We start from the raw sequence: 20,811 nt of genomic DNA, 5'->3' as shown, positions 1-20,811 counted from the left end.
GCGTAACCTTCGCAGAGAGGCGGGGTGTGGGGTTGTTGAATGCCAGGGGGCGGCTGCGCGAAAGAGCTTGGCGGGGCCGGGGAGCACCACCCCGGCCCCGCCCGTCCGCACCTGGCCGGCGAACGTCCTTAGGGGGCGCTCGCGCCCCTGCCAGGGGCGCGAGGAACTGCGCGACCAGCCGCGACGGACCCGCAGCCCGAAAACTACAACGCCCCTACGGCGCTACCGCTTCGCCGCCTTCCGGGCCGCCCGCAGCCACTCCTTGTTCATGCTGGTGATGGAGACCAAGGGAATCCCCTTGGGACAAGCCGTGGCGCACTCCCCCGTCAACGTGCACCCTCCGAACCCCTCGTCATCCATCTGCGCCACCATGTCCAGCACCCGCGTCTCCCGCTCGGGAGCACCCTGCGGCAACACGTTCAGATGGTTGACCTTGGCCGAGGTGAAGAGCATGGCCGCCCCGTTCGGGCAGGCGGCCACACACGCCCCGCACCCGATGCACTCGGCGTGCTCGAACGCGAAGTCCGCGTCCGGCTTCGGCACCGGCGTCGCATGGGCCTCGGGTGCGGCACCGGTCGGCGCGGTGATGTAGCCGCCGGACTGGATGATCCGGTCGAAGGCCGACCGGTCGACCACCAGATCCTTGATCACCGGGAACGCCGACGCCCGCCAGGGCTCGATGTCGATCGTGTCGCCGTCCTGGAAGGACCGCATGTGCAGCTGGCAGGTCGTCGTGCGCTCGGGCCCGTGCGCCTCACCGTTGATCACCAGACTGCACGCGCCGCAGATGCCCTCGCGGCAGTCGTGGTCGAAGGCGACGGGGTCCTCGCCCTTGAGGGTGAGTTCCTCGTTGAGGGTGTCCAGCATCTCCAGGAAGGACATGTCGGACGAGATGCCGTCCACCTCGTACGTGGACATCGCTCCGTCGGCGTCGGCGTTCTTCTGCCGCCAGACGCGCAGGATGAGCTTCATGCGTAGCTCCGCTGGGTGGGGTGGACGTACTCGAAGACGAGGTCTTCCTTGTGCAGGGTGGGCGCCGTGCCCGTGTCGGTGAACTCCCAGGCGGCCGCGTACGTGAACTCGTCGTCCTTGCGGGCCGCCTCGCCGTCGGCCGTCTGGGACTCCTCGCGGAAGTGGCCGCCGCAGGACTCGGTGCGGTGCAGCGCGTCGAGGCACATCAGCTCGGCGAGTTCGAGGTAGTCGACGACGCGGTTGGCCTTCTCCAGCGACTGGTTGAACTCCTCGCCGGTGCCGGGCACCTTGATGCGCCGCCAGAACTCCTCACGGATCTGCGGGATGCGTTCGAGCGCCTTGCGCAGCCCCGTGTCGGTACGGGCCATGCCGCAGAACTCCCACATCAGCTCGCCGAGCTCGCGGTGGAAGGAGTCGGGGGTGCGGTCGCCGTCGACGGTCAGCAGCAGGCTGAGGCGGTCCTCCGTCTCGGCCAGTACCTCCTGGACGTCGGGGTGGTCGACCGTGACCGCGCAGTCGTCGTGATGCGGATTGCGCGCCAGGTAGTCGTTGATGGTCGACGGGAGCACGAAGTAGCCGTCGGCGAGCCCCTGCATCAGGGCGGAGGCGCCGAGTCGGTTCGCGCCGTGGTCGGAGAAGTTGGCCTCGCCGATCGCGAACAGGCCGGGGATGGTGGTCTGCAGGTCGTAGTCCACCCACAGTCCACCCATCGTGTAGTGCACGGCGGGGTAGATCCGCATCGGTACCTCGTACGGATCCTCGTCGGTGATCCGCTGGTACATGTCGAAGAGGTTGCCGTACTTGGCCTCCACGGCGTTACGGCCCATGCGCTCGATGGCGTCGGCGAAGTCCAGGTACACGCCCTGGCCGCCGGGACCGACCCCCCTCCCCTCGTCGCAGACGTTCTTCGCGGCGCGGGAGGCGATGTCGCGGGGGACGAGGTTGCCGAACGACGGGTAGATGCGCTCCAGGTAGTAGTCGCGCTCGTCCTCGGGGATCTCGTTCGGGAGGCGCCGGTCGCCCTTCGCCTTCGGCACCCAGATGCGTCCGTCGTTGCGCAGCGACTCGCTCATCAGCGTCAGCTTGGACTGGTGGTCGCCGGTGCGCGGGATGCAGGTGGGGTGGATCTGGGTGAAGCACGGGTTGGCGAAGTACGCGCCGCGCCGGTGCGCCCGCCAGATCGCGGTGGCGTTGGAGTTCATGGCGTTCGTCGACAGGTAGAAGACGTTGCCGTAGCCGCCGCTCGCCAGGACGACGGCGTCCGCGAAGTACGTGTCGATCTTCCCGGTGACGAGATCGCGGGCCACGATGCCGCGCGCCCGCCCGTCGATCACGATCAGGTCGAGCATCTCGGTGCGCGGATGCATCTCCACGTTCCCGGCGGCGATCTGCCTGCTCAGCGCCTGGTAGGCGCCCAGCAGCAGTTGCTGTCCCGTCTGGCCGCGGGCGTAGAAGGTCCGCGACACCTGGACACCGCCGAAGGAACGGGTGTCGAGCAGGCCGCCGTACTCACGCGCGAACGGCACGCCCTGCGCCACACCCTGGTCGATGATCTCGACGGAGATCTGTGCCAGCCGGTGGACGTTGGACTCACGGGCCCGGAAGTCGCCGCCCTTGACGGTGTCGTAGAAGAGCCGGTGGATGGAGTCACCGTCGTTGCGGTAGTTCTTCGCCGCGTTGATGCCGCCCTGCGCGGCGATCGAGTGGGCGCGGCGCGGGGAGTCCTGGTAGCAGAACTGCACGACGTGGTAGCCCTGTTCGGCGAGTGTGGCGCCCGCGGAGCCTCCGGCGAGGCCGGTGCCGACGACGATCACCGTGTGCTTGCGGCGGTTGGCCGGGTTGACCAGCTTGGCCTCGAAACGGCGCTTGTCCCAGCGCTCGCCCACGGGCCCGGACGGGGCCTTGGCGTCGACGACCGGCTCACCGGTCGCGTAATCCACGTACTCAGCAGTCATGTTCAGCTCACCACTCCGGTCATGACGCCCACAGGCACGGAGATGAAACCGACCGTGAGCAGTAGCGCGAGGACGTTGGCGACGGTCTTGAGGGCGCGGTCGCGGGTGCGGCTGCCCGCACCGAGGGTCTGGGCCGCGCTCCAGAAGCCGTGCCGGATGTGCAGGCCGAGCACGAGCATCGCGACGATGTAGATGACGTTGCCGTACCAGGTGGAGAAGGTGTCCACGACGTTCTGGTAGGGGCGGCCCTCCTGGAAGCCGCCCGGGTGCACGGTGCCGGTCGTCAGGTCCAGGACGTGCCAGACGATGAACAGGCCGAGGATCACCCCGCCCCAGCGCATGGTGCGCGTGGCGTAGCTCGCCCGCGGCTTCTTGTGCACGTACTTGTCGGGGCGCGCCTTGATGTCGCGGCGGCTGAGCTGGTACGCGGAGACGGCGTGGGCGACGACCGCGACGACCAGCACGACGCGGATGAGCCACAGCGTCCACTCGTAGTGCATGAAGGGTTCGCCGACGGTCCGCAGCCAGTGCGCGTAGCGGTTGAACTCGCCCGCCCCGAAGAAGATCTTCAGATTGCCGATCATGTGGGCGACCAGGTACAGCAGCATGATCAGGCCGCTGACTGCCATGACGGTCTTCTTGCCGACGGAGCTGTCCCACACCGTGCGCGCCATGGACGGCCGTCGGTCCGTCCGCGTTGCGAGAGCCATGAGCACGACGCTAGAGCGGGAACAGGCGATCGGTCCAAGACATGGTGCGGCTTGATTCGATAGGGCTGGCCTATCGTGAAGGGATGCAGTTCCAACAGCTCCAGTACTTCGTGGCCGTCGCCGAGACCCGGCACTTCACCCGGGCCGCGGAGTTCGTCCATGTCGCCCAGCCCTCACTGTCCCAGCAGATCCGGGCGCTGGAGCGGGAGCTGGGGGCCGACCTGTTCCGGCGGGCGCGCGGCAACATCACGCTGACCGACGCGGGCGAAGCGCTGCTGCCGCTGGCCCGGCGGATCCTGGCGGACGCGGACACCGCCCGGCAGGAGGTGGCCGAGCTGGCCCAGCTGCGACGCGGGCGGGTGCGGCTCGGCGCGACCCCGAGCCTGTGCACGGGCCTGCTCCCGGACGTGCTGCGCGCCTTCCACGACCTCTATCCCGGGATCCGGCTGCTGATCGAGGAGAGCGGCTCGCACGATCTGGTACGGGAACTCGCGCGAGGTGAGCTGGATCTGGCGCTGGTCGTCCTTCCTCTGCCCACCCCTTCGCCCGCGCTGACCACGGTGGAGGTACTGCGTGAGGACCTGGTGGTGGTGTCGTCGCCGGAGGCCCGGACGCCCGGGCGAGGGAGACGTACGGTGCGGATCTCCGACCTGGAGGGTGAGCGGCTGGTGATGTTCCGGCACGGGTACGACCTGCGCGAGCTGACTGTCGCCGCGTGCCGCGCGGAGGGCTTCGAGCCCGACTTCGCGGTCGAGGGCGGTGAGATGGACGCGGTGCTGGGGTTCGTGCGGGCCGGGCTGGGGGTGGCCGTGGTGCCGCGGATGGTGGCCACGCGGTCGGGGCGGGGGCTGAGGGTGACGCCGTTGGCGCGGCCGGGGCTGCATCGGACGATTGCGCTGGCCCATCGGAGCGATGTGGCTCCGCCTCGGGCCGCGCGGGAGTTGCAGCGGATGTTGCTCTCGACGACGTCCGTGCCGTGAGGAGGACGGTCCATTCCCGTCCGCTGAGGGCTGGTGCGTGTCAGTCAGATGCGGGTGGGTGGGTGGGTGGTTCATCGGCCTGACGGCCTCGTCCTCAAACGGGCGGAGCCCCTGGGATGGGACGGGTAGGGGCGGCGGGGGCGAAGGCACCCCCCGCCCCCGGCCGTCAGCCCGTCGCGTCCACCAGGGCCAGGTCGTGCAGGCGCTCCGGCGGGCCCGGACGGGCGTAGTACCAGCCCTGGGCCGTGTCGCAGCCGAGTAGGCGGAGCTGTTCGGCCTGGGCACCCGTTTCCACGCCCTCCACCGTGACCGTGAGGTCGAGGCTGTGGGCGAGGGACACGATGCCCTCGACGATCCTCAGGTCGACCGGATCCGCCGGGAACTGCTGCATGCCCTGCGTGAAGGAACGATCCAGCTTGAGGACGCTCACCGGGAGGCGACGCAGGTTGGCCAGGTTCGAGTAGCCCGTGCCGAAGTCGTCCAGTGCGATGTCGACACCCATCTCGGCCAGCCGGCGCAGGGGTTTGAGGACCTCGTCGTCGGCACCGATCAACGCCGACTCCGTCACCTCCAGGCAGAGGGCGTCCGGTTCGAGGCCCGCGCACTCCAGGATGTCCACCGTGTCCTGGACGAGGCCGGGGTGAGTCAGCTGGCAGGGCGAGAGATTGACGTTGATACGGAGGGGGCCCGCGCCCAGCTTGTCCCTGTGCCGTTCCTGCCACTCACGGGCCTGGCGGACCGACTGCTCCAGCACCCAGCGGCCCAGCGGCACGATCAGCCCGGTGCGCTCGGCGAGCGGGATGAAACGATCCGGCCCGAGGACACCGTGCTGCGGATGCAGCCAGCGGACGAGGGCCTCGGCGCCGCGTACCGAACCGTCCCCGAGATGGACCAGGGGCTGGTACTCGATGAAGAACTCGCTGCGGTCGAGGGCCGCGGGCAGGGCGGTGGTCAGACCGTGGCGGGTGATGGCACGGGCATCGGCCTCCGCGTCGGCCACCTCGTACCGGTTGCCGCCCGCCGACTTGGCCCGGTACATCGTGATGTCCGCGCTGCGCAGCACCTCCGCCGGGCCGCGCTCCCCCGCCGGGCCCTCGACGATGCCGATACTGCCGCGTACCAGGAGTTCGCGGCCGTCGATCCGGACCGGGGTGACGAGGGCGTTCATGATGCGGTCGGCGAGTTCGTCGACCTCGCGCTGGGTCTCGGGCCCGGTGGTCAGCGCCACGAACTCGTCGCCGCCGAGCCGGGCGACCATCTCGCCGGGCGCGGTCGCGCAGGACTGCAGCCGGTCGGCGACCTCGACGAGGAGCCGGTCGCCGGCCGCGTGCCCGAGGCTGTCGTTGATGGTCTTGAAGCCGTCGAGGTCGAGGTAGCAGAGGCCGAAGCGCTGGCCGTCGCCCGCCGAGAGCGCCTTCTCCAGGCGTTCGAAGAACAGCGTCCTGTTGGGCAGTCCGGTCAGTGCGTCATGCGTGGCCTCGTAGCGCAGGCGGAGGTTGAGCAGACGGCGCTCCGTGGTGTCCTCCATGAGCGCCAGCTGGAAGCGGGGATGACCGTCCGCGTCACGGAGGAGGGAGACCGTGAGATTGGTCCACAGAACCGTTCCGTCAGGCCGGTAGAACGCCTTCTCGGTGTGGTAGTGCTCGCGCTCTCCCCGGACCAGTTCCTCGTAGAGCCGGCAGACCTGGGGCGCGTCATCGGGGTGGGTCCAGTCCCGGGCGTTGCGTTCGCGCACCGTGTGCTCGGAGCCGCCGTACATGCGCAGCAGCGCGCCGTTGACCTGGAGGATATTGCCCTCCAGGTCGGAGATGGCGATACCGATGGCGGCACCCTCGAAGACGGCGCGGAAGCGTGCCTCGCTCTCGTGCAGAGCCTGGGCGACCGCTCCCTGGGCGTTGAGGGCGGCCTGGGCGATGGCCTCCTGCTCGGCCAGTGTCCGCTCCCGCAGCGCCTGCGCGTAGCCGGCGGCCATGGCGTGCTGCAGCCGGGAGGAACGGGCGCGCAAGTCCTCCTGGGGGCCGTCCTCGCCGCAGTACAGCACGAGATAGGCGTCCACGCAGTGGAGCGCATGGCTGAGGGCCTCGGGGTCGGTGCAGTGCGCGTCCACGAGCGCGGCACCGACCTCCTTGCCGGTGTCCACGTCGAAGTCCCTGGCCCGCAACGCCTCGCTCAACCGTCGTGCGAGGGGCAGGAGCCGCTCCTCGAACTCCACCCGGGTGAGCGACGTGGAGGTCGCCGGGAAGACCGCGCGGCTCCATATCGTCGCGAACCGGCGCAGTCTGTCCTCCGGCCCGTCCGGCTCCGCGGTCACGCCGTACGCCCCACGCCGGCGAATCCGGAGAAGGAATATGGATCCTCGTCCTCGGGTGCCGTGTCGGGCCTCCAGTTCGCCATCGGCTCCAGTCCGGGTTCCACCATGTCGTACCCCTCGAAGAACCGCGCGACCTCGTCGCGCGAGCGCATGATCAGCGGGCTGCGGATGTCCTTGTACACGTCGACCACTCCCCCGGCCTGCTCGGGCGGCAGCGGGACGCCCTCGAACGCGGCGTGCGACAGCACGAGCAGGCTGCCCGGCGCGAGCGCGTCGCGCAGCTCGGCCACCGCTCCGTACGGGTCGTCCGCGTCCTCCACGAAGTGCAGTATGGCAACGAGAAGCAGCGCGACTGGCCGGTTCAGGTCGATAAGGCGCCCCACCTGAGGGCTTTCGAGGATGTCCCGGGGGTTGCGGAGGTCGGCCGCGACCACGTCGGCGTCCTTGTCGCCCCCCAGGACGGCCTGGCTGTGCGCGACGGCCACCGGGTCGTGGTCGACGTACACGACGCGCGCACCGGGGTGAGCCGCCCGGGCGACCTCGTGGACGCTGCCGAAGGTGGGGATGCCTGAACCGATGTCCAGGAACTGGGTGATGCCCTCGCCGACCGCGTACCGCACGGCGCGGCGCATGAACGCCCGGTTGGCCTGCATGATCTTGGGCAGCCCCGGCATGGACTCCATGGCCTTGCGGGCCGCTTCCCGGTCGACCTCGAAGTTGTGCGAACCGCCCAGGTAGTAGTCGTAGACGCGGGCAACGGACGGCACCGTGATGTCGATGCTCCGCGGAGCCCAGGCGGGACACTCCATCTATCACTCCAACGCGTCAGGGGTGGCGTAGGCGATCCAGTGTTCGAGTTGAGGCTACTGATCGCCCGCCAAAGGAGCGAGCCCAAACGGAAATTGACCGTCCGTTCCGGGGGACTGCCTCCGGCAAGTGCCGAATTGTCACCCCGCGAAGGAGCCACCGGAACGAGCGCGTATCGATCCGGAGCGTGCCCGGGAGGCGCGCGGAGTCACGGCCCGACGAGCGGGACGCCGCGGATTTCGGCCACCGCCTCTGGGCCGTCCGGGCACGGACATCCCGGGAAAATGCCAAATGGTCCGCCCCCTCCGTGCGGTGCGGAGGGGGCGGACCGGGGATTGAGCCCTGGCTCTGTGCATCCGGCAGTTCTGACTCTCGAACACCTCCCTTCGGCCGACTACGGTGAGGGGATCATTCCTGGAGAGCCGGCTCGGCCGCGCTGGACCTGGGGACCTGATCTACCTGGACTACCCGATCGTCTACTTCGGCTTGCCGAGCGCCTTGCCCTCCGGCGAGATGGCGTACCAGGTGCCGCCGACACCCTGGCCGTTCGTGTCACCCGGCTTCTTGTCACCCGAGAAGGTGTAGAGCGGCCAGCAGTCGATGCTCTGCTGCTTGAGTCCGTCCGGGCGGTTCAGGACGACGTAGCCCCGGCGGCCGTCGTTCTTGTTGTCGATGCCCTTGGTGTCGGCGGCGTCGACCGGCTCGACGACCGGCCACTTCTCAAGGCACGCTCCGGTGCAGGCCGACTTCATCGGCCACGGTGTGTCCTTCTCGAAGCGGTAGACCGTCATGCCGTTCTTGTCGACGACGACCTCGCCGAGCTCGGGGTCGTTGCGGGTCGAGAGACCGGGCAGGTCCCCGATCGCCTCGGCGGAGCCGGAGCCCTTGCCGCCGGCGCCGCCGGCCGCCTTCTTGCCGTCGGGGGCCGAGGCGAACCAGGCGCCGCCCACGCCCTCGCCCTTGACGTCACCGGCCTTGGTGTCCTGGGCGTACCGGTACATGGGCCAGCCGCCGATCGTCAGCTGCTTGGTGCCGTCGGGGCGGGACACCTCGCCGATCAGCGACTTGTCGACGCCCTCGGCCGCCGTGGCGCCGGAGGCCGGGACGGGCGGCCAGGTGGTGGCGCAGTCGCCCTCGCAGGTCGTCTTCGGCGGTTCGGCCGTGTCCTTGTCGAAGCGGTAGAGGGCGAAGCCGGCGCTGTCGGTGAGGACCTCGCCGTACTTGTCGCTGTCGAGCACAGCCAGTCGGCCCGCCGCGCCCTGCGGCGCGGCGCCTTCCGGTTGCTTCGCACCGGCGCCGGCACCGGAGCCGGTGGCGGAACCACCGGCTCCCAGGTCGATACCGCCGGCCGGCTGGGTGGCGCCCACGTTCTGGCTCGACGCGCTGCCGTTTTCCTGACCGCACGCCGTCGTGAGCGCCAGCACGAACGCAGCTGTCGCTACGAGTGAGGCGTTCCGCCAGGAGGTCTTCATCGTCAACTCCCCGTGATCTTTGGGTGTTGCAGCGCGCTGCCGCGCCGCTCGCTGGCCCTAGGTACGGAGGGAAGTGGCATGTGTGTTCAACCACTTCTCAAATTTCTTTCCGGAATCCGTGACGAGGCTCCGAAGGACGGGTTTTCGTACGGCCGATCCAGTCCGTCGCGCCTGCTTGTCCCCCGTTCGGGGCAATCACCCGGCGCTCGGGCGTGCGCGGGCGCATCAGCGCCGATGATCTCCGTCGTGCACGGACCCCAGCGGACCCGATCCGCCCTCGCCATACGGTTGTTGGCCCTGCTCACACTGACCTGGCTCGTCGTCGGAGTGCCGAGCGGAACAGCGGCCGCCACCGCCTGCGCGTACGCTTCCGCCGGCCCGGACGGCGGCGGGCTGATCGCCGTGGCGGTCGCGGGCGGCGGCACACGCGGCGGGAGCCCGGCGAAGACGACGCCCATCCCGACACCGTCGTGTCCCCCCACGCCTACGCCAACCCCCACACCCACTCCCACGCCGACACCGCCCCCGCCGAAGCCCACCCCGACTCCGAGACCCACTCCGACGCCACCCACGCCGGCGAAGCCGCGGCCCACTCCGCCCCCACGCTGGCGCCCAGGCCCGTACCGCCCCCGCCGTCACCGGCCCCGCCTCCCGCCCCGGCGGCACCGAAGCCCCCGGAACCCACACGGAAGGCGCGGCCCAAGCCGTCGCCGTCCCCGGTGAGCTATCCGCCCTACCGGCCGTCTTCGCGCGGGCAGGAGAAGCGCGAAGGTCCGTCCCTGGTCTCGCTCGCCCTGCTCGTCACCGTGCCCGCGCTGTTCGCCGCCGCCGCGCTGCGTCCGCGCTGACCTCTGGAGGAACCACTTGTCGGAATGGCTTGTTCTCACCCTCGCGATGGCGGCCGCCTGCGTCGTCGTGCTCATCGTGACCGTCGTACGGCATCACACGGCGCCCGAGGACGACGACCCGTCGGAGACCCCCGACGTGATCGAGTACATCACGATGATGATCGGCGTCGTGTACGCCATCGTGCTGGGTCTGGCCATGGCCGGTGTCTGGGAGGCCCGCAGCGTCGCCGAGGACCACGTGCAGGCGGAGGCACAGGCCCTGCACGAGATCACGGAACGGGTACGCGTCTACCCGGTGGACGTGCGCGACCGCATCCGGGACGACGTCAACACCTATGTGGACCATGTCGTGACCAAGGAGTGGAAGTCGATGGCCGACAACGGTGAGATGACCGAGCGCGGCGCCCGACTCTTCGACCGCATCCGCCACGACGTCACCGACTACGAGCCCCGTTCGGACTTCGAGGCGCAGGCGTACCAGCCGCTCGTGGACGAGGTGGCAGCCGCCGACGCCGCGCGCAACGCCCGCGCGGACTCGACGGGCGCGACCATGCCGGGCGTCGTGTGGTTCGGGCTCATCACCGGCGCCGTCGTCACCATCGGCATGGTGTTCGCCCTGCAGATCCGGCGCACCCCGCGCGAGCTGATCCTCGCCGGTCTGTTCTCCGCGCTCATCGCCTTCCTGCTGTTCCTGGTCTGGGACTTCGACGCGCCGTACGCCCGGGGGCTCGCGGCGTCGACGGAGCCGTTGCTCAAGCTGTTCCCCCACGCACGCGGCTGACGTTCCAGGCGGCGACGAGACCGGTCACGCGGGCCTCACCGTCGCCGCACAGCCTTCGCCCCGGTGCCCGAGAGGATCCGGGGCGAAAGGCTGTCGACGTGCGATCCGGTCTCCGAGGGCGATCCGCTCTCCGGGGGGGGAGCGTTGTCCGGGGGAAGCGGCGCTCAGACCAACATGTCGCTCTCCGCCGGTCTCCGCACGTCTCCGTCTGCCCGCGCTCGCGCTCGTGGCTCAGATCTTGTTCTCGGACCGGCGACGCATCCAGAACACCCCACCTCCGATCAGCGCGACGGCGACCAGTCCGCCGCCGATCGCGATGTCGGCCGGGGTCGCCCCGGTGGTGCTGCTGCCGCCGATACCGCCGCGGACCCCGCCGAGGACGGTGAAGACGTTGTTGAACATTTTTTGCCGTCCGGCGCAGTTGGTGGTGACGCTCTGCGCACCGGGGGAGGCGTTCGAACTGACGGTCACGGTGGCTGTCGACGTGTCGCCACCCATCGACCTCAGTCTCGTCGTCGGGAAGGCGTTTGAGCTCACCGTGCTGTTCTGCACCGTGCAGGCATCACCCTTGACGGTAATGACCAGTTGGCCGCCCGGGGAGATGACGCTGGGCTGGGCCGTGACCGAGGTCGGGTCGTTCCACGCGGCGGCCGTAGGCGCGGCGAGCCCGAGGACGGCCACCGCGGCGGCGGACGCCGCCAGGGCACGAGTAGTACGCATGTGATCCTCCGGGGAAGGCGCCCCGGGACCCGTTCCCCGGTCGATCGGCTGGAAAGCGCCTCCTAGTCAGACCCTCAGTTGCCGTGCGGTGGGCCGCATTTCGGGATGGTCCGTCCTGGTGAAAGGAGGCGCCGGGAAATGACCGGCAGCCGGAAATCGCCGCAGGTCATTGACCGTCAGATAATTCGTGAGGTCGGCGACCCGGATGGCGCACGCCCCGCGGGTGCCCGCCACCCGTTCGTACCTGCCCCGTCGCCGAGTTCCCATATTGCGCTTAGCGTTGTGTCATGCGTGACGGACGCGACAACGGCCGGGGCGAGAGGGGATGGCGAATGTCTTCGTCCGAACTGGCCGAAGAGGAGGAGCGGCGGAGGAAGCGCGCCCCGTGGGGCGTGATAGCGCTTGTTCTGCTGACCGGCCTCGCCCTCATGCGGAATGGCTCCGGGGAGTTCGACGAGGGTCCGCCGCAGCCGGCGTCGGCAGCGGCCGCGGACGCGGGCGCCACCCCCCAGGGGCTGTTCGCCAACGCGCCGCCGGCGCTGCCGTACTCCGCGGTCAGCCGGATCAGGATCCCAGGGATCCAGGTCGACGCCCCCGTGATGCCCGTCGGCCTGGACCTGCAGGGCTGGGTCGACGCGCCACCGCCCGACGACCCGAACCTCGCCGGCTGGTTCACCGGTGCGGTGTCCCCGGGTGAGAACGGCACGGCCGTCCTCGTGGGCCACGTCGACAACCAGCAGGGCCCTGCCGTGTTCTACGGACTCGGGGCGCTCCGGAAGGGGTACCGGATCGAGGTCCTGCGCAACGACGGGAAGACGGCCGTCTTCGAGATCTACGGTGTCGAGGTGTTCGCGAAGAACAACTTCCCCGGGGACCGTGTCTACGGGAACAGCGGCGTTCCGGAAATCCGGGTCATCACATGCGGCGGCGGTTTCTCCAAGCAGAACGGTTACGACGGGAACGTCGTGGTGTTCGCCCGTATGATCGAGGTCCGCTGAGCGTCCCGACCGTGCGACGCGGCCTCGTCCCGGGCGGGTTTCCGCGGGTCCTGGATTTCTGGAATTCTTCGCTCAGCCCTGGAGAAGCGCGTGGGCGAGAATTCCTGAAATCCTGGAGCGTCCGGCGTACCACCACAGGACCCGCCCTCCGGGCGGAGGGCGGGACTCCCGGGCAGAGGGCGGGGGCTCCGGTGGCAGGGCCTGCCTAGGCCGACTTCCGTCGCGGCACGGTGATGCGATAGCCCGCGTCCAGCAGCTCGGGCAGATAGGTGCGCAGCGCCCGTACGCTCTGGGAGCGGTTGCCGCCCGCGTCGTGGGAGAGGACCACGACACCCGAGCCGGCCTGGCGCTCGACCCGTCGGGCGATGGTGCTGCTGCCCGGGCGCGTCCAGTCGAGCGTGTCCAGCGTCCAGCCCAGCGGTTCCATACCCAGCTCGGCGCCGATCCGGAAGACCGTGCTGTTCCAGGCGCCGTAGGGTGCGCGGAACCACCGGGGCGCCTCGCCGTTCGCCTCTTCGACGACCTCGCTGGTGCGTTCCATCTGGGAGCGGATCGCGGAGCGCGACATGCCGGGCAGCAGCGGGTGGGACCAGGTGTGGTTGCCCACGATGTGCCCTTCGTCGGTCATCTGCCGCAGCAGGTCCTTGTTGCCCGCGGCCATCACCCCGCAGACGAAGAACATGGCGCGGACGTCGTACTTGCGCAGGGTGCGCAGGATATCGGGGGTGTAGCGGCGGTCGGGGCCGTCGTCGAAGGTCAGCACCATGGCGCGGCCCATGCCGGACACGCGCAGGAAGGGTTCACGCCGGACGAGGGTCCGGCTACGGGCGCGCGGCGGCGGCCCGTACCCCGTGATGGGCTGCAGCCGGTAAGCGGAGGGCTTGACCCTGCCTCGTGTCTGCGAACCCGCGGCCGGGCTCCGTCCGGGTGCGGGGGTGGTGGGGCCGGGGCCGGGGCCCGGGGTCGTCTCCCCGCCGAGCAGAGCGGCCACACCGGCGGCACCGGACGCGCCCACGACGGCGGCCCCTGCCATCAGCATGCGGCGTCGCGTAAACATGTGATCGTTCGTCATGACTTATCAGTCGCCGGTTTCCCGGCCGACTCACCCCAAGGACACCGGTATGGCTGTATGAAAACACCCGGTGGGAGCAGCGTGTTCGGGGTTCGCGCAGCCGTTCGGGCGATGCCCTGCCCGATCCGAACCACCGGATTCGATAGCCTCGCAACTGTGACAGAGCAGCACCAGTTCGAACGGGGCACGGATGGGCCCCGGGTGATCCTCGTCGGGGTGGACGGCTCCGACTCGTCGTTCCGCGCGGCGGCCTACGCGGCCGGTCTGGCCCGACGGCAGCACGCCCTGCTCGCCGTGGTGTACGTCCAGCCGGTGATGGCGGCTGGGGCCGCGCTCGGCGTGCCGGCCGCGCAGACGACCGACGAGATCGCCGAGGGCCTCATCGCGGAGATCCGTCAGGCCACGGAGCGGGTCAGGGGCCTGTTCGACCTGCGCTGGGAGTTCCACACCTTCCGTGGCGACCCGTACAACGGGCTCGTGAAGGCGGCGGACGACCTGAAGGCGGACGCCGTCGTGGTGGGCGCGTCCGAGCAGGCGGGGCACCGGATCATCGGTTCCGTAGCGATCCGGCTGGTGAAGGCGGGGCGCTGGCCGGTCACGGTCGTGCCATAGACGTAGCGCGCCGCCCATGCGCACCTGCCCGGTCACTGCCCCATGACCAGCCCGCCCTCGGCGGCGCCCCGGCTCATGACCACCTGGCGAATACGGTCGCGTACGGAGGTGCCGTCCGCTCCCTGTGCGATGGCCTCGTTGAGATTGACGACGCGGCCGGGTCCCACGTCGAACCACTGCGGGATGTACTCGGCCTTCTTCACCTCCCAGCGGGCACCCTTGCGGGCCGGTGGGGCGAAGGTGAAGCGTGCGATGGAGCTCTCGTTGCCGCGCGGGTCCTGGGCACCCTGGTGGTTGACCATGGCGCCGGCGATCTGGTCGCCCATGCCGTAGACGACCCAGGTGCCGTTGACCTTCTCGTACGCCTGCGGGACGTGGGCGTGGGTGCCGATGATGAGGTCGATGTCGGGGCGGCCGCCGGTGCGGGCCGCGGTGAGCCGCTGGGCCAGGTCGATCTGCTGCGCGTCGGGGGCGTCCTGCCATTCGGAGCCCCAGTGCAGGGAGACGACGACCACGTCGGCGCCCTTGCTGCGGGCGGTCCGTGCGTCGGCGAGGATCCGGTCGGGATCGATGAGGTTGACGGCCCAGGGCTGCCCCTCCGGGAGCGGGACGCCGTTCGTGCCGTAGGTGTACGCGAGGTGGCCGACCTGGGCCCCGCCCGGGGCGCGCAGCAGGGTGATGCCGCCCGCCTCTTGTGCCGTCCGGGCCGAGCCCGCGTGCTGTACTCCCACGCGGTCGAGCGCGTCGAGGGTGCGCTGGACGCCTGCGGCGCCGGCGTCGAGCGTGTGGTTGGAGGCGGTGGAGCAGCCGTCGTAGCCGGCGTCGGCCAGGGCTTCGGCCACCTCCGGCGGGGACTTGAAGGTGGGATAGCCGGTGTAGTCGCCGTTCGCGCCGTAGACGGTCTCCATGTGGCAGATCGCGAGGTCCGCCCTGGACACGACGGGCTTGACGCCCGCGAGCATGGGGCGGAAGTCGTAGCCCGTGCCGCGGGCGTCCGCGCCGGCCTGGCGAATGATCGAGGCGTGCGGCAGGACGTCTCCGGAGGCGACGAGCGTGAAGCCGCGGGCCTTTCCCGCGGAGGCGGAGGCCGTGCCATGGCCCGGTGTCCGCGTCGACGAGTCCTGGTCGGTCTGGCATGCGGTGAGGCCCGCCAGAAGGATGAACGCGAGGGCAAGAGTCGTCTGCCGCGTGCGTGTCGTCATCAATTCACCCCGTTTCTGTCGTATTGACTTATAAAGCAACACGAATCCGCATACGGGACCACTCGATCCTGGCCACCCTTAGCCCGTCCGGCGTGCCCGGCGGGGTCCTGGCATGTGCCGGAACGGACCGTTCGTCGCACCGTTCGTCGACAGGTTCGACCGCCCGTCGCACACTGGTGACCGCCCCCTGTCCCCGCGGGGCGTCCCGCGTTCCCATACGGCCATGACGGCCGGAACCACGATCACGAACGGGACGACCGCCGAGCACGAGCTGGCCGCATTGCAGCGGGAGCACGGCCGGCCCCTCTTCGCCCTCATGCTGCGACTGTCCGACGGGGACCGGCAGCGCGCCGAGGACCTGGTGCAGGAGACGTTCGTACGCGCCTGGCAGCACCCCGAAGCGCTCCGCGCGGACGACTTCACCTCCGTGCGCCCCTGGTTGCTCACGGTCGGGCGCCGGCTCGCCATCGACGCGCGCCGGGCTCGCCAGGCCAGGCCCGCCGAGGTGGGGGACGCCGTGCTGGAGAACGCGCGCGTGAGCGCCGATCACGCCGAGCGGTCGGCCGCCGCCCTCGACGTACGGCAGGCTGTGAAGACACTCACTCCCGAGCACCGTGAAGTCCTGGTGCAGGTGTATTTCCAAGGGGCGAGTGTGGCGGAGGCCGCCGAAGCCCTCGGCATTCCGCCCGGTACCGTGAAGTCCCGCGCTTACTACGCGCTACGGGCCCTGCGCCGGGTGCTTCCGGGGTACGCGACTGAACTGCGTTGAAACCGATCCCCGAGCAAAGCCTCCGTAAAGCGCCTTGCTGAGGACCCCGGTTGAGCAATCAGCTGTCTTCATCCGTGTTCCGGATGGGGCCCTGGGTCCCAGGACCCGGGTTCGGGCGACGCGCACGCACCGGAGGAAGGCAGGAAGGGATGCTGCACAGAGGGCAGGAGAGCACGGGCGGCACCGGTGGCGGTGAACTGGCCGTCCCCATGGCGTGGTTGTACGCCGAGTACATCGCGGACGAACTGCTGAGGACCGGCGACCTGATGCCGCCGACGTCCTTCGAGTTCCGCGCCGGCCGGGACGCCCTGGCGCTCACCATCTTCCTCGCGGACACCGGTGGTGAGCTCTCCGGGATCCGGGTCGTCTCCCAGCTGGAGAACTGGCTGTCGCTGACCGCGTACGACCAACCGTGGCAGGACTGGGTGCGCGAGCGCATGGCGCGGCTGGCCGGCGAGGCGATCGAGTCGGGCGGGCCGTCCCCGGACCTGGACCTGGCCGCCGCGGCCTGGCGCTGGCTGGAGGAGACGGAGTTGCTCGCCCCCGATCTGGACGCGGTGCCGGGCGGCGGTCCGGTCATCGGTGAGGACGACGGTCCGAAGGTGTGGACACCGGCCTGGCGGCTCGGTCTGCCCCTCGGGCACCTGGCGATCCATCTTTTTTAGGTTCGTTCAGTCTTCGACCAATCCGCGGGCTTGTCGGCTCCGAAAGTCTCGGTTGCCATTCCGTGACCCAGCACTTGAGTGATTCGTCGGTCCGGTGCGTACCGGTGGTAGCAAGAAGCAACCCCCACCGCATCACCGGCTCAAGGAATTTGCCATGTGGTCCCAGGATCGTCATCAAGACGTCGGCGCCTATGCGTTGGGCGTGCTCGACGAGATGGATGCCTTCCAGTTCGAGGACCATCTCCGCGAGTGCCCCCGGTGCGCGGTGCAGGTCACCGAGTTCAGGCCCGCCGCCCGACAGCTGATGCTGTACCGGCAGGCGACACCGCGAGCGGTGCACCCCTTCGCGGGTCCCGGCCCGCGCCTGATCGACCGGCTGCTGGAGGAGGTGGCCGCCCGGCAGCGGGCCGGGCGCCGGCGCTGGCTGTTCGCGGTCGCCGCCTGTGTGGTGTTCGCCGTGGGCGGGCCCGCCGTCGCGGTCTTCGCGGGGCCCGGCAAGCAGGTGAACACCGTCGCGGCGACCGACGCGGAGACGGGGGTGTGGGCCGAGGTACGGGCCGAGGACAAGCTCTGGGGCAGCCAGATCGACGTGCAGGTCAAGGACCCGTCCGGGGGCCGCGCCTGTCAGCTCGTGGCGATCAGTGAGGACGGCTCCGAGGAGACGATCGCCAGCTGGATGGCGCCCAAGGACACCGCCGAGCCCTCCGACATGCATGGCGGCGCCGCCATGCCGCGCAAGGACATCATCCGGTTCGAGGTGCGCACGGCGAAGGGCGAGCGGCTGGTGGCGCTGGCATCGCCGTGGCGCTGAGGGGTCTCTCAGCCGAGCCGCTGCTCCAGGAGTCGCCTGTTTGAGCAGCCGCGACTTGAGCAGCCGCTATTTGAGCAGCCGCGACAGCCGCCGGTCCGCCAGCGGTTTGCCGCCCGTCTGACAGGTCGGGCAGTACTGCAGCGAGGAGTCGCTGAAGGAGACCTCGCGGATCGTGTCGCCGCAGACCGGGCAGGGTTCGCCGGTGCGGCCGTGGACCCGCAGCGCTGTCTTCTTCTCGGCCTTCAGCCGGCCCGCGGCCAGCCCGCGGGAACGCTCGACGGCCTCGGTGAGCGTGGTACGCAGCGCCTCGTACAGGTGAGTGATCTCCTCGGGTCCGAGTGAGGAGGCCAGCTTGAACGGGGACATCTTCGCGGCGTGCAGGATCTCGTCGCTGTACGCGTTCCCCACACCCGCGATCACGCTCTGGTCGCGCAGCACGCCCTTGATCTGCCGCCGCTCCCCCGCGAGCAGTTCCGTGAAGCGCGCCTCGTCGAAGTCGGTCGCCAGCGGGTCCGGGCCGAGGCGGGCCACGCCCGGGACCTCCCGCGGGTCCCGTACGACGTACACCGCGAGCCGTTTCTGAGTGCCTGCCTCCGTGAGGTCGAACCCCTCGCCGGTCTCCAGGGCGACCCGGAGCGCGAGGGGGCCCTTGCCCTGGCGGGGCGGGCCGTCGGGGAGGCGGTCCCGCCACTGGAGCCAACCCGCGCGGGCCAGGTGGGTCACGAAGTGCAGGCCGTCCGCCTCGATGCCGAGGAACTTGCCGTAGCGGTGCACGGACGTCACCTCGCGGCCCTCGAAGGCGCTGACGGGAGGGTCGTACGTCTTGAGGACGCTGATCGCGACGGGCAGCACCCTGACGACCTCGTGGCCGACCACATGCTCGGCCAGGAAGTCCCGCAGCGCCTCGACCTCGGGCAGTTCCGGCATACGTCCAGAGTGCCATCCGGGCCGGGCGTCGCCATACGGGACGGAAGAGGCGAATGTGGGGTGTGGGCGCCGATGCAAAGGGTTCAGTGCTGTTCGGGCCCCGAACCCCGGTCGTCCCCGTGACCCCGGTCCGGCACCACGAACTCGCACCACACGCACTTGCCGCCGCCGCGTGCCTCCACGCCCCACACGTCCGAGAGCAGATCCACGAGGAGCAGACCACGACCGGAGACGCCCGAATCCCCCGCGTCGCGGCGGCGCGGCAGGGCGCTGGAGGAGTCCTCGACCTCGACGCGCAGCCGCCGGTCGGAGCCGGTGGGGACGCGGACGCTGAGGATCGCGGCTCCTTCCGTGTGCATCAGCGCGTTGGTGATCAGCTCGTCGGCGACGAGTTCGATCTCGTCGGTGCGTTCGTGGGCGCCCCACCCGGACGCGGCGATCCTGATCATGTGCCGGGCCTCGGTGAGAGCCTCCGGTTCGCCGGACGCGATGTGCCGTTGGAGCGGCGCGGCGACCTGCTGCGCGGACGGGGCCCGGCGGCGCAGGAGGAGCAGCGCCACGTCGTCGTCACCGCCGCGCTCGTCGGCGGCGTCGATGAGCCGGTCGGCGAGGTCGCGCACGTCGTCCGGTGCGGAGGCCACCATCGCCACCAGCGCCCGGATGCCGTCGTCGAGGTCGGCGCCGGGCTGCTCGACGAGGCCGTCGGTGCACAGCAGCAGGGTCTGGCCGGGTTCCAGTTCGACGGTGGAGACGGGGTACTCCAGGCGCCCGAACTCGGCGGACAGGCCGAGCGGCAGGCCGCCGTCCACGTCGATCCGCCGGCAGGTGCCGTCGGTGTGCCGGACCAGCGGGTCGATGTGGCCGGCCCGGACCACCTGGACCACGCCCGTCGACAGGTCGGCCTCGGCGTACAGGCAGGTCGCGAAGCGGTCGGTGTCGAGTTCGTGCAGGAACCCCGAGGCACGGGCGATCACGGCGGCCGGGGTGTGGCCCTCGGCGGCGTACGCGCGGAGCACGATCCGCAGCTGGCCCATGACGGCCGCCGCGTGCGTGTCATGTCCCTGGACATCGCCGATGACGGCGCCGACACGGCCCCCGGGCAGCGGGATCAGGTCGTACCAGTCGCCGCCGATGTCCCGGCCGAGGAAGGCCGACCGGTAGCGTACGGCGACGTCCGCGCCCGGGACGCTGGGGATGGAGCGCGGCAGCATGGCCTGCTGGAGGGCCTGGGCCACGTCCTTCTCCTGCTCGTAGAACATGGCCCGCTGCAGGCTCTGCGCGATGCCGCTGCCGAGTGCGACGAGGACGTTGCGTTCCTCCTGGGGGAAGCCGCGCCTGTCCCTGTAGAGCAGGCCCATCGCGCCGATGGGCCTCGCCTGGGCGATGAGCGGCAGATACGCGGCCGAGGTGATCTTCAGGTCGGTGAGGTGCGGCCACAGCAGGGGGTAGCACTCGGCGAACTCCTCCGGCGACTCGATGAAGTGCGGTGTGAGGGTCCGTACCACCTCGTTCATCGGGTACTGCGCGTCGAGGCGGGTGATCCGGGTGCCGGGCACATGGCCGTCGCTGGGACCCGTGGCCACCACACGGATGCGTCCGCCCTCCACCAGGCCCATGACCAGGCTCATCGCTCCGAGGTGGGTGGGGCCGTGGGGGTCGGCGAGGACGTCGATCACGTCCTGGACGGTGCGGGCGTGAGCGAGGGCGGCCGTGGTCAGCTGCACGACGTTCGTCTGCCGGCGGCGGGCCTCGTCCTCGGCGGTCCGCTCGTAGCGGGCCTCGGCGTCGCCGAGTTCCTGGGTGGCGTCCCGGACGATGCCGATGATCCGGTGCGGCCGGCCCGTCCCGTCCCGCAGGATGCGCCCCTGGGCGTGCGTCCAGCGCAGCGAGCCGTCGCGGCGGCGGATGCGGAAGTACGCCCCGTAGTTCTCGCTGCCGTCCTTCAGTGCCTGGGAGACGAGGGTGTCGAGCCGCTGCCCTTCCATGGGCGGCACGCGCGTCGACAGCGTCATCGGTCTGCCGTCGAATTCGTCGGGGCGCACGTCGAGGACCTCGTGGGCCCGGGCGTCCATGCGCATGATGCCCGCGTTCAGGTCCCAGTCGAAGCCGCCCATGCGGTTGAGCGCCAGGATCGGATCCGGGTGGACCGGCCAGTCGTCCGGGAGTGACCGGGCGCTCGCTCCCCGATCAGCCATGGGG

At 70.3% G+C, this 20,811-nt stretch carries 19 protein-coding genes; 8 read left to right on the top strand and 11 right to left on the bottom strand.

The features are described from left to right. Window positions 1-222 precede the first annotated feature (222 nt). The 3 genes from E0500_RS25685 to E0500_RS25675 are packed head-to-tail and all read right to left on the bottom strand — an operon-like array spanning window position 223 to window position 3,601. On the bottom strand, window positions 223-972 hold the full coding sequence (locus E0500_RS25685) for a succinate dehydrogenase/fumarate reductase iron-sulfur subunit (protein ID WP_131572047.1): 750 nt from the start codon (window positions 970-972) through the stop codon (window positions 223-225). Next, on the bottom strand, window positions 969-2,927 hold the full coding sequence (locus E0500_RS25680; protein WP_131572046.1) for a fumarate reductase/succinate dehydrogenase flavoprotein subunit: 1,959 nt from the start codon (window positions 2,925-2,927) through the stop codon (window positions 969-971). Before E0500_RS25680 ends, E0500_RS25685 begins: the two co-directional genes overlap by 4 nt. Before the next feature lie 2 nt (window positions 2,928-2,929). Then, a complete protein-coding gene (locus E0500_RS25675; protein ID WP_131572049.1) occupies window positions 2,930-3,601 on the bottom strand; it encodes a succinate dehydrogenase in 672 nt (223 codons plus the stop codon). A 119-nt stretch (window positions 3,602-3,720) separates the two neighbouring features. On the opposite strand from E0500_RS25675, the gene E0500_RS25670 reads away from it, so the two are divergent. Then, window positions 3,721-4,617 carry a LysR family transcriptional regulator gene (locus tag E0500_RS25670; protein ID WP_181587131.1) on the top strand — a complete coding sequence of 299 codons (897 nt, stop codon included), beginning with the start codon at window positions 3,721-3,723 and terminating at the stop codon, window positions 4,615-4,617. Between the two features lie 166 nt (window positions 4,618-4,783). Here E0500_RS25670 and E0500_RS25665 read toward each other — a convergent pair whose 3' ends face one another. The 3 genes from E0500_RS25665 to E0500_RS25655 all read right to left on the bottom strand — a co-directional run bounded on the left by E0500_RS25665 (window position 4,784) and on the right by E0500_RS25655 (window position 9,207). Beyond that, window positions 4,784-6,928 (bottom strand): EAL domain-containing protein, encoded by a 2,145-nt coding sequence (locus E0500_RS25665; RefSeq protein WP_131572050.1) that lies wholly within the window; start codon window positions 6,926-6,928, stop codon window positions 4,784-4,786. After that, entirely contained in the window at window positions 6,925-7,737 is an 813-nt protein-coding gene (locus E0500_RS25660; protein ID WP_131572051.1) for an SAM-dependent methyltransferase, read from the bottom strand. Before E0500_RS25660 ends, E0500_RS25665 begins: the two co-directional genes overlap by 4 nt. 474 nt (window positions 7,738-8,211) lie before the next feature. After that, window positions 8,212-9,207 carry an SCO0930 family lipoprotein gene (locus tag E0500_RS25655; RefSeq protein ID WP_131572052.1) on the bottom strand — a complete coding sequence of 332 codons (996 nt, stop codon included), beginning with the start codon at window positions 9,205-9,207 and terminating at the stop codon, window positions 8,212-8,214. A gap of 470 nt (window positions 9,208-9,677) precedes the next feature. Here E0500_RS25655 and E0500_RS44185 point away from each other — a divergent pair, with 470 nt between their 5' ends. Together E0500_RS44185 and E0500_RS25645 are read left to right on the top strand one after the other, a co-directional pair. Beyond that, complete coding sequence (locus E0500_RS44185; protein WP_181587289.1) at window positions 9,678-10,055, top strand: hypothetical protein; 378 nt, start codon at window positions 9,678-9,680, stop codon at window positions 10,053-10,055. 16 nt (window positions 10,056-10,071) lie between these two features. After that, the gene (locus E0500_RS25645; RefSeq protein WP_131572210.1) at window positions 10,072-10,836 is read left to right on the top strand and encodes a DUF4239 domain-containing protein; all 765 of its coding nucleotides are present in this window, start codon (window positions 10,072-10,074) and stop codon (window positions 10,834-10,836) included. A gap of 231 nt (window positions 10,837-11,067) precedes the next feature. Here E0500_RS25645 and E0500_RS25640 read toward each other — a convergent pair whose 3' ends face one another. Beyond that, window positions 11,068-11,556 carry a hypothetical protein gene (locus tag E0500_RS25640; protein WP_131572211.1) on the bottom strand — a complete coding sequence of 163 codons (489 nt, stop codon included), beginning with the start codon at window positions 11,554-11,556 and terminating at the stop codon, window positions 11,068-11,070. Window positions 11,557-11,888: 332 nt separating this feature from the next. On the opposite strand from E0500_RS25640, the gene E0500_RS25635 reads away from it, so the two are divergent. Continuing rightward, on the top strand, window positions 11,889-12,554 hold the full coding sequence (locus E0500_RS25635; RefSeq protein WP_131572212.1) for a class F sortase: 666 nt from the start codon (window positions 11,889-11,891) through the stop codon (window positions 12,552-12,554). A 205-nt stretch (window positions 12,555-12,759) separates the two neighbouring features. Here E0500_RS25635 and E0500_RS25630 read toward each other — a convergent pair whose 3' ends face one another. Further along, window positions 12,760-13,626, bottom strand: a complete 867-nt coding sequence (locus E0500_RS25630) for a polysaccharide deacetylase family protein (RefSeq protein ID WP_181587130.1) — start codon at window positions 13,624-13,626, stop codon at window positions 12,760-12,762. Window positions 13,627-13,782: 156 nt separating this feature from the next. Between E0500_RS25630 and E0500_RS25625 the strand changes: the two genes are divergently transcribed. After that, complete coding sequence (locus E0500_RS25625) at window positions 13,783-14,238, top strand: universal stress protein (RefSeq protein ID WP_131565135.1); 456 nt, start codon at window positions 13,783-13,785, stop codon at window positions 14,236-14,238. Between the two features lie 32 nt (window positions 14,239-14,270). On the opposite strand, the gene E0500_RS25620 is transcribed toward E0500_RS25625, so the two are convergent. Then, window positions 14,271-15,440, bottom strand: a complete 1,170-nt coding sequence (locus E0500_RS25620; protein ID WP_131565133.1) for a CapA family protein — start codon at window positions 15,438-15,440, stop codon at window positions 14,271-14,273. Between the two features lie 223 nt (window positions 15,441-15,663). On the opposite strand from E0500_RS25620, the gene E0500_RS25615 reads away from it, so the two are divergent. The 3 genes from E0500_RS25615 (at window position 15,664) to E0500_RS25605 (ending at window position 17,685) form a co-directional block, all read left to right on the top strand. Then, window positions 15,664-16,209, top strand: a complete 546-nt coding sequence (locus E0500_RS25615) for a sigma-70 family RNA polymerase sigma factor (RefSeq protein WP_131565131.1) — start codon at window positions 15,664-15,666, stop codon at window positions 16,207-16,209. Between the two features lie 149 nt (window positions 16,210-16,358). Next, window positions 16,359-16,874: a hypothetical protein gene (locus tag E0500_RS25610; RefSeq protein WP_131565128.1), complete on the top strand. Its 516-nt coding sequence runs from the start codon at window positions 16,359-16,361 to the stop codon at window positions 16,872-16,874. Window positions 16,875-17,028: 154 nt separating this feature from the next. Then, complete coding sequence (locus E0500_RS25605) at window positions 17,029-17,685, top strand: zf-HC2 domain-containing protein (protein ID WP_131565125.1); 657 nt, start codon at window positions 17,029-17,031, stop codon at window positions 17,683-17,685. Between the two features lie 66 nt (window positions 17,686-17,751). On the opposite strand, the gene E0500_RS25600 is transcribed toward E0500_RS25605, so the two are convergent. Then, window positions 17,752-18,612, bottom strand: a complete 861-nt coding sequence (locus E0500_RS25600) for an Fpg/Nei family DNA glycosylase (protein WP_131565123.1) — start codon at window positions 18,610-18,612, stop codon at window positions 17,752-17,754. Window positions 18,613-18,695: 83 nt separating this feature from the next. Next, window positions 18,696-20,807, bottom strand: a complete 2,112-nt coding sequence (locus E0500_RS25595; RefSeq protein ID WP_131565120.1) for a SpoIIE family protein phosphatase — start codon at window positions 20,805-20,807, stop codon at window positions 18,696-18,698. Window positions 20,808-20,811: the final 4 nt, after the last annotated feature.

This window comes from Streptomyces sp. KM273126 (assembly GCF_004337435.2).
GTDB classification, from domain to species: Bacteria; Actinomycetota; Actinomycetes; order Streptomycetales; family Streptomycetaceae; genus Streptomyces; species Streptomyces acidicola.
Note: the sequence above shows the minus strand (reverse complement) of the source record. Positions and strands in the feature narration are given on the sequence as shown.